The organism is Nonomuraea corallina (assembly GCF_027620315.1).
Taxonomy (GTDB): domain Bacteria; phylum Actinomycetota; class Actinomycetes; order Streptosporangiales; family Streptosporangiaceae; genus Nonomuraea; species Nonomuraea corallina.
Map to the genome: position 1 here is coordinate 43456 of NZ_JAPNNL010000033.1, position 6243 is coordinate 49698.

Genomic DNA, 6243 nt, shown 5'->3' on the forward strand with positions numbered 1-6243 from the left:
GAGAACGGCATGCGATCCGACAAGTTCACCCGGGGGCGCCTCCTGACGGCGCTCCTGGCCTCCGCCCTGACCGTGTCCGCGGTCCCACCCGCGCCCTCACAAGCCGCCGCGACGGCCGGCACGTGCCGGGTGGAGGTGGAGTACGTCGACGCCTACGACGTGGACGAGAACAACGGCGACGAGATCCGGATCAACCTCGCCGGATACATGTACCCCGGCGGCGGCCGCTACGTCGCCATGAACGACGGCGACCGCGCCTACTCCGGCAACTTCGCCAACCCCGCCACCACCATCGGCACCAACGGGTCGGCGCTGTTCAGCCTGCGCGAGGTGACCCCGCCCGCCGTCGGCCAGGGCAAGGAGCTCGGCTCGGTCACCGCGCGGGGCTCCACCTGCGCCGGCCTCGCGACCGGGCAGACCACCGTCATCCCGCAGCACATCTTCGGCTCCGATTACTGGTACTACATGAGCCTGGTGATGACCGGCCTGTAGCGCCGGGCGAGACAGCGCGGCCGTGACGGGACCACCATGGGAGGCGGCAGCTCTTCCGGACCCGGCGTCCTCCGGGTCCGGTGTCCGGCTCCGGTCCGCCCGGAGCCGGTCCGCCGATCCGGCGACGACCTGGGAGTGGGACCCGCATGACCGTCATCGACGAGCCGTCCGCGACCGGCCGGCTCCTGCCCCTGATCGCCGGGACCGGCGCGGCCGTCGCGGCGGCCGCGCTGCTCGCCCTCCGGCTGGCCGGTCACGACGACTTCCCCACCGACCCCGCCGGCGTGCTCGCGCTGGCGGCATCGGCGGCGGGCGCGGCTGTCGCCGCCACCCGGCTCACCGAGTCCGGCAACCGCGCGGCCGGCACGCTCGCCGGCCGGCTCTGCGCCGCCCTGCTCGCCTACCTCGCCCTGGCCGGCTGGGCGGTGTGGGCCGTGGAAGGCGCGGACCCGAGCTCCGCGCTCGCGGTCACGCTGTGGAGCTCGGCGTGGATCCCGCCGCTCGCGCTCCTGCAACTGGTCGCCTCGACGGCCGTCCGGGCCGGCGAGCGGACGCCGTGGACGCACCGGGCCGTGATCTGGGTGATCGCCGCGGTGACGTGCGCGAACGCCCTGCTGACGACGCCGGGCGAGCCGTTCGCCGGCCTGCCGACGATCGCCCCCGAGTCCTGGCGCACGGCGCTCGAACCGATCGGCGTCCTGGCCACGCTCGCCGGCGTCCTGGCCCTGCTGCTCCTGCCGGTCACTCTGTGGCGCGCCGCGCTGAGCTCCGCAGGATCCGCCCGCGCCAGGATCGCGGTCGCCGCGGCCGGGACCAGCGGCGCCCCGCTCACCGTCTGCTTCTGCCTCCTGCTCGCCGTCGCCCGCGACCCCGGGGCCGTGACCCCGGCGCTGGGCTCGGCCGCGTTCCTCGTCGCGCTCGCCGGGGCCGCGGCGTTCAGCACGGCCTGCGCCCTGCTGGCCGCCCGAGGCGGGGTCGAGCCCCGGCAGGTGCTGATCGTCATCCGCGGCACCGGGCTGGCCGCCGCGTTCCTCGTCGTGACCGCCATCGGGACGATCATCGCCGCTCCCGGCGTCCGGCTCGGCGCCACGCCCGTCGCCCTCCTCATCGCGGCCGTGACGCTCGCCGTCGTCGGCGGCGCCTGGACCGGGACCGCGCGGCTGGCCCGCCTCCTGACCGCCGAGGACGACCGCCCGGCGCCGCCAGGCGCCCTCCCGGCGGCGGCCGAGCCGGTGGCGGTCCTGACCCCCCGTGAGGCGGAGGTCCTCGCCGCGCTCGCCGAAGGCGCCAGCAACGCCGGGATCGCCGCCCAGCTCGTCGTCTCCGAACGGACGATCGACGCCCACCTGCGCGCGATCTTCGTCAAGCTCGGACTCCAGCAGGAGGCGGGCGCCAACCGGCGGGTGCAGGCCGCGCGGATGTGGCTGGACGGCAGGGCACGCGCAAAGGGCCCCTGACCAGGCCGGACCCCAAGATAGGTGCTGGCACCGATGCGCCGCGCGCACCTTCCCGGCGACGATCGGCGCGACACCGGCCGTGCCGATCGAAGGGAAGACGACCTTGACCGCATCCGAACTCACCGGTGCCGGGCTGCCCGCGTCCGCCGGGCCCGCCCCGGCTCGCACAGCGCCGTGGCGCGCCGCCCTCATCGCCCTGTTCGTCCTGTTGCTGGTCTCGCTCGCCGCACGGACGTCCTTCGCGTTCTGGGAGCCTCCTTTCGACGGCACCGTCCGGTACGACGACATCCGAGCGCTCGGCGCCGCCTACTGGCCGATGAACCTCTACCTCGGCGGCCCCGGGTACGCGCTCTCCTGGGTGGCCACAGCGATCTTCCTGGTGCTGCTCGGCCGCGGCCGGGGCGCCGCGCTGAACCTGGCCGGCGCCCTGCTGGCGGGCGTCGGCGGGGTGCTCTTCGCCCTCGTGATCACCGCGGAGGCGCTGCCGTTCGCCTACGCGGCCGACCCCGCGGTCCTGCCCGAGGCCGAGGGACGGGAGCTGTTCGTCGTGCTGAACGCCCATCTCGGCCTGCTCATCCCGGCGATCGTCGGCACGCAGATCGTCATCTCCGCCGGCGTGCTCCTCGCGCTCGCCGGGACGCTGCTGTCCAGGACGATGCCGCGCCCGCTGTCCATCACGGGCATCGTCTACATCCTCGTCATCGCCGCGCTGCCGGTCGACCTGCTCGGCGGCACGGCCACCATGGCCGTGTACCTGCTGCAGGTCGCGCTCGCCGCCGCCATCGGCTGGTACGGGCTGCGCGCCGGGCTCGGCGAACGGCCCGCGCGACCTCGGCGAACCGAAGGCGGCCCCACCCGCCTATAGTCAACCCCGTGAAGCGCCGGAGGGGAGAGCCATGACCGTCTACGCGCGGTACGTCGCGCTCGGCGACAGCCAGACCGAGGGCCTCGGCGACGGCGACGACGTCACCGGCCACCGCGGCTGGGCCGACCGGCTCGCCGAGCACCTGGCCCGCGCCAACCCCGAGCTCCGCTACGCCAACCTCGCGGTCCGCGGCCGGCTCGCGGCCCAGATCCGCGCCGAGCAACTGGCCCCCGCGCTGGCGCTGCGCCCCGACCTGGCCACGGTCATGGCGGGCATGAACGACCTCATCCGCCCCGGCTGCGAGCCCGCCGCCGTGGCGCGGGAACTGGAGGAGATGTACGCGGCCCTGACCGGGTCCGGCGCCCACGTCGTCACCGTGACCTTCCCCGACATCGGGAAGATAGCGCCGGTAGCCCGGCCGCTCCGGCCCAAGGTCCTCGACCTCAACGCCCGCATCCGTGACGCCGCGGCCCGCCACGGCGTCACGGTGGTGGACACCTTCGCGATGGAGTTCGTCACCGACGCGCGCATGTGGGGCACCGACCGGCTGCACGCCAGCCCCGCCGGCCACGCCCGCATCGCCGCGGCCATGGCCCACTCCCTCGGCCTGCCCGGCAGCGACGACACGTGGATGCGGCCCTTCCCGCCGCTGCCCCCGGCGGCGGCCTGGCGGACGGCGACGGCCGAGCTGCGCTGGTTCGCCTCGTTCGCCGGCCCCTGGATCGGCCGCCGCCTGCGCGGCCGCTCCTCGGGCGACGGCCGCACGGCCAAACGCCCGGAGCTGACCCCGTGGGTCCGGCCGGCCGTACCCCCCGGCCCGGGCTGACGGCACCGCCCCGGCCCTTTCCCGGGCACTCCGACCGACCGTTAGCGCAGGTCAGAGAGGGGTAGCTGGAGCACACTCGCCGATTCGACGTTGCGGGGGTCCACCATGCTTCTCGGATTCGATCGCTTCAGCTTCCCCGGCGCCACCCTGATGACGTCCCTGTGGGACTCCGTCGCCGACATGACGTTCGTCGGGCTGTATCTGGCGCCCGCGCCCAGCCACCCGGACACCTCCTGGATGGAGGCGGCCCCCGCCCTGCAGTCCATCGGCTGGGGCGTCCTGCCCACCTATGTCGGCCAGCAGGTCATCGGCTCGGGCAGTCACCACGTCACCGAGGCGCAGGGCACGATCGACGGGCTGCACGCCGCCGGTCTCGCCGCCGGGATCCGGCTGCACCCTCAGTGCGTCGTCTACCTCGACGTCGAAAACGGCGGCCTGATGCCGAACAACCAGGTCAAGTACGTGAAAGCGTGGATCCGCGAGGTCCACGTGAACTCCATCTACTGGGCCGGCGTCTACTGCTCACGCACCCAGACCGCCCAGCAGGTGGCCGACAACGTGGCCGACATCGTGACGGAGACCGGCCACCCGGTGCAGACGTGGGTGTACGGCCCGATCGACCAAGGGCCGTCCACGATCGACCTCGGCACGGAACTCGCGCGCGATCCGGCGACGTCCGGCTTCCCCTCCGCGCTGGTGTGGCAGTACCGCATGAGCATGCACGGGCCGATCGACCTGAGGTGGATCGACAGCCAGGCGGGCACGGCCCGGCGCCTGGACCACGTCGACCTGAACTGCTCCAGCGTGTCCGACCCGGCACGCCCCGACGGCGGCCCCACCTGGGTCACCTGACCCCTCCGCCTGCCCGGCTCCGAGCGTCCGGCCCCTGACCGCCGGTCCCCTGTACCGAAGGTGGGGAGGGAGCCCGCTGGAGCCGCTCTCCCGAAATCGTTCTCATGGCCTCGTGCCGCCGGGGAAGCCGGTCCAGCGCAGGTCGGCCGGCAGGTGGCTCATGTCGTTGAACATCACGAGCGTCGGCGGCAGGGCGGTGCGGTAGTCGATGACCGTCAGCGCGGAGTTGGCGCTGTTCAGGCCGAGCCACCGCGACGGCGGCGCGTCCAGGGCGTGCCGTACCAGCCACGCGATCGGGTAGGCGTGCGTCAGCAGCACCTCGTGGGTGTCGGTGGGGCCGGGCGGCTGCGCGAACCGGGCGATCAGCGCCTCGGCGAGCCTGTGCCCCGAGACCGCCTCCGCCTCGTCGTAGCCGTCGAAGAAACCGGCCCAGGAGGGCGGCGTCTCAGCCGGTCGGGGAACGTAGGGCACGTGGTCGATGAGTTCGGCGGCCTCGGCGACGGGCGCGTCCCGCAGGTGCCGGGCGAGTTCGCCCGCGCTGGCCGCGGCGCGCGGCAGCGGAGAGTGCCACACGGCGTCGATCGGCAGGTCGGCGAGCCGCCGGCCCAGCAGGTCCATCTGCCGGCGGCCGATGTCGGTGAGGTTCCCGAACGCGTCGGCCGCGCCGTGGCGTGCGAGATAGAGGTGTCGCGTGGTCATGGGCGCCTGCCTCGGTGCGGGGCCGCCTGGTGACGGCTCCGGGGTGGCGCGGACCCGGTCACGGGGCTTCCTGTGTGACGGTGCCGGTGGCGCCGTCGACGGTGACGGTGCTGTCGTCGTGAAGTCTGGCCGTCGCGTTCGCGACGCCGAGGACCGCGGGGATGCCGTGCTCGCGGGCGACGATGGCGGCGTGGGAGAGCGCGCCTCCGGTCTCGGTGACGACGCCGGCGGCGATCCGCAGCAGCGGCGTCCAGGCGGGGTCGGTGAAGGGGCAGACGATGATGTCGCCGGGGCGGGCTCGTTCGAAGTCGCGGGGGCCGCGGATGATCCTCGCGGTGCCGGTCACGATCCCGCGACTGCCGGGGGTTCCGGTCAGCATGGCGACGGCCGCCGAACTGGTGGCCGGCGTGGTGGAGGGCGTGGTGGCCGGTGAGGTGGCGAGGGATGGCGGCCAGGCCGGGGGCTCGGCGGTGAGCGGCCGGGCCTGCAGGATCCACACGCGGCCGTCGGCGATCGCCCACTCGACGTCCTGGGGTCCACCGCGTACGGCGGTGATCTCCGTACCCAGCGCGGCGAGACGCCGGGCGGTGGCGTCGTCGATGACCGGCCGGTCACGGTCGGAACCGGGCACGTCGGAGGTGACGAGCCGCCCGCCGCGCCGGTCGAGGCGGGTCTGTTTGCGCGCGACCGCGCGGGTGACCGATCCGTCCCCGGTGACGCGGAAGGCGTCGGGGGTGACCGTGCCGCCGACGACGCTCGGGCCGAGCCCCCAGGACGCCTCGATCCGGGTCGCGTCGCGCGGGCCGGCGGGGGTGAACAGGACCCCGGACACCTCGGCGTCCAGATGGCGTTGCACGAGGACGGCCATGGCGAGGTCGCCGAGGGGCCGGGCGCCCCGGTAGCCGACGGCCCGCGCGGTGAACAGCGACGCCCAGCAGGCCCGTACGGCGTCGGTGACGGCGCCGAGCCCGCGCACGGCGAGGAAGCTGTCGTGCTGACCGGCCGCCGAGGTCCGGCCGGTGTCCTCGTGCGCGGCCGAGGACCGCACCGCG

7 protein-coding genes are annotated in these 6243 nt (G+C 74.7%); 5 read left to right on the plus strand and 2 right to left on the minus strand.

Annotated elements, in window-relative coordinates; genetic code table 11:
• Positions 1–9 precede the first annotated feature (9 nt).
• The 5 genes from OUY22_RS11435 (at position 10) to OUY22_RS11455 (ending at position 4492) form a co-directional block, all read left to right on the plus strand.
• Positions 10–492 carry a hypothetical protein gene (locus OUY22_RS11435; protein ID WP_270154841.1) on the plus strand — a complete coding sequence of 161 codons (483 nt, stop codon included), beginning with the start codon at positions 10–12 and terminating at the stop codon, positions 490–492.
• A gap of 146 nt (positions 493–638) precedes the next feature.
• Complete coding sequence (locus OUY22_RS11440) at positions 639–1949, plus strand: response regulator transcription factor (protein WP_270154842.1); 1311 nt, start codon at positions 639–641, stop codon at positions 1947–1949.
• A gap of 103 nt (positions 1950–2052) precedes the next feature.
• Positions 2053–2814 (plus strand): hypothetical protein, encoded by a 762-nt coding sequence (locus tag OUY22_RS11445; RefSeq protein ID WP_270154843.1) that lies wholly within the window; start codon positions 2053–2055, stop codon positions 2812–2814.
• Positions 2815–2845: 31 nt separating this feature from the next.
• Positions 2846–3640, plus strand: a complete 795-nt coding sequence (locus tag OUY22_RS11450) for an SGNH/GDSL hydrolase family protein (RefSeq protein WP_270154844.1) — start codon at positions 2846–2848, stop codon at positions 3638–3640.
• A 105-nt stretch (positions 3641–3745) separates the two neighbouring features.
• Positions 3746–4492: a glycoside hydrolase domain-containing protein gene (locus OUY22_RS11455; RefSeq protein WP_270154845.1), complete on the plus strand. Its 747-nt coding sequence runs from the start codon at positions 3746–3748 to the stop codon at positions 4490–4492.
• Between the two features lie 102 nt (positions 4493–4594).
• Here OUY22_RS11455 and OUY22_RS11460 read toward each other — a convergent pair whose 3' ends face one another.
• Both OUY22_RS11460 and OUY22_RS11465 read right to left on the minus strand, forming a co-directional pair.
• Positions 4595–5191: a histidine phosphatase family protein gene (locus OUY22_RS11460; protein WP_270154846.1), complete on the minus strand. Its 597-nt coding sequence runs from the start codon at positions 5189–5191 to the stop codon at positions 4595–4597.
• 58 nt (positions 5192–5249) lie between these two features.
• A partial coding sequence (locus OUY22_RS11465; RefSeq protein WP_270154847.1) for a PEP/pyruvate-binding domain-containing protein occupies positions 5250–6243 on the minus strand: 994 nt, incomplete at its 5' end.

Bases quoted from the DNA above. Each gene is read 5' to 3' on its own strand.
- OUY22_RS11435 (WP_270154841.1), top strand. From the start codon at position 10: ATGCGATCCGACAAGTTCACCCGGGGGCGCCTCCTGACGGCGCTCCTG.
- OUY22_RS11440 (WP_270154842.1), top strand. From the start codon at position 639: ATGACCGTCATCGACGAGCCGTCCGCGACCGGCCGGCTCCTGCCCCTG.
- OUY22_RS11450 (WP_270154844.1), top strand. From the start codon at position 2,846: ATGACCGTCTACGCGCGGTACGTCGCGCTCGGCGACAGCCAGACCGAG.
- OUY22_RS11455 (WP_270154845.1), top strand. From the start codon at position 3,746: ATGCTTCTCGGATTCGATCGCTTCAGCTTCCCCGGCGCCACCCTGATG.
- OUY22_RS11460 (WP_270154846.1), bottom strand. From the start codon at position 5,191: ATGACCACGCGACACCTCTATCTCGCACGCCACGGCGCGGCCGACGCG.